General features: G+C 69.5%; 1 protein-coding gene. It reads right to left on the reverse strand.

All coding sequences use genetic code 11. The features are described from left to right. A partial coding sequence (locus tag ACFPQ9_RS44575; protein ID WP_380866203.1) for an IS110 family RNA-guided transposase occupies positions 1–1,158 on the reverse strand: 1,158 nt, incomplete at its 3' end. Positions 1,159–1,317: the final 159 nt, after the last annotated feature.

Below are 1,317 nucleotides of genomic sequence, written 5' to 3' on the forward strand. Positions count from 1 at the left end.
TCGGTCACGCAGGATGGCGTAGAGAACGTTGATCTTTCGCCGGGCCAGGGCGATCAGAGCCTGGTGGTGTCGCTTGCCTTCGGATCGTTTGCGGTCGTAGAAGGCGCGCGAGGTGGGATCGCGCTGGATGGAGCAGAACGCGGCCTGGTAGAAGACCCGTTTGAGGGCCTTGTCGCCGCCGGTCGCACTGCGCGAGTAGCGGATCTTGCCGGACTGGGAGAGCACCGGGGACAGCCCGGAGGCGGCGGCCAGTGTGTCGCCGCTGGTGAAGCGGCGGATGTCGCCGACGGCCGCGAGGAACTCGGCGGTGAGGGCGGCCCCCATCCCCGGCAGGCTGCGGATGAGGGCCCCGTCAGGGTGGCCGGTCACCAGCTGTTCGATCTCGGCTTCCAGGGCTTTGATGCGGTGTTTGCCGGCCAGCAGCTCGTCGGCGAGTTCCCGGATGAGCTGGGCGGTGCGGCGTTCGCCGGGCAGGGCGACACGCTGGGCGAGCGCGGCGGTGTGCGCCGCGTCGGCCAGCGGCTGCGCGGTGGTGGTCTTGACGCCGTGTCTGTGCAGGTAGCCGACGATGCGTGCGGTGCCCGCGCGGCGGATCTCAGCCGGGGTGACGTAGTGGCCCAGCAGGATGAGGCCGGACTGGTTCGTCGGGTCGACGGCCCGTTCCAGGCCGGGGTGGATGCCAGTGAGCAGGTCATGCAGTCTCGCGGTGCGGGCGGTGGCCTCCTTGACCAGTGTGGTGCGGTGGCTGACCAGCAGCCGCAGTTCCACGGCGCTGTCGTCGGGCAGTTCGACGGTGCGCAGGTCGTCGCGGAGCATGACCTGTTCGGCGATGACTTTGGCGTCACGGGGGTCGGACTTGTTCTCGCCGCCCCGCGTGGCGCGGCGGGCGCGGTTGACGGCCAGGCCGGGGACGTGGACGACGCGGAAGCCGGCGGTCAGGAGCATGGCGGTCAGCAGGGCGGCGATGCCGCCGAGGATGTCCAGGCCGATAGTGACGGGGCCGTGTTCGGCCTCGATGGCGTGCAGTTCGCCGATCGAGGTGTCGATGGCGGTCGGGTCGTTGTCAACCCGGTGGCTGAGCAGCAGGTGTCCGCGGTCGTCGGTGACCGCGAGCCAGTGGAATTCCTTGGCGATGTCGAAGCCTGCGTTGGCGGTCACGGTCCCCTCCCGGTGCGGTGTGCGGCGCGACTCCTTCCGCCCGTCCTCGCCCTACTCAGCGATCGTTCGCAGTGCCTAATCAGCAGACCGGAAGAAGTGGCGGGGCAGGGGGATCAGCAGCCTGAGCCATCGAGGGCAGCCAGCATGAAAACCATCCCT

The sequence above is a fragment of the Streptomyces coerulescens genome (assembly GCF_042657965.1).
GTDB lineage: Bacteria > Actinomycetota > Actinomycetes > Streptomycetales > Streptomycetaceae > Streptomyces > Streptomyces coerulescens.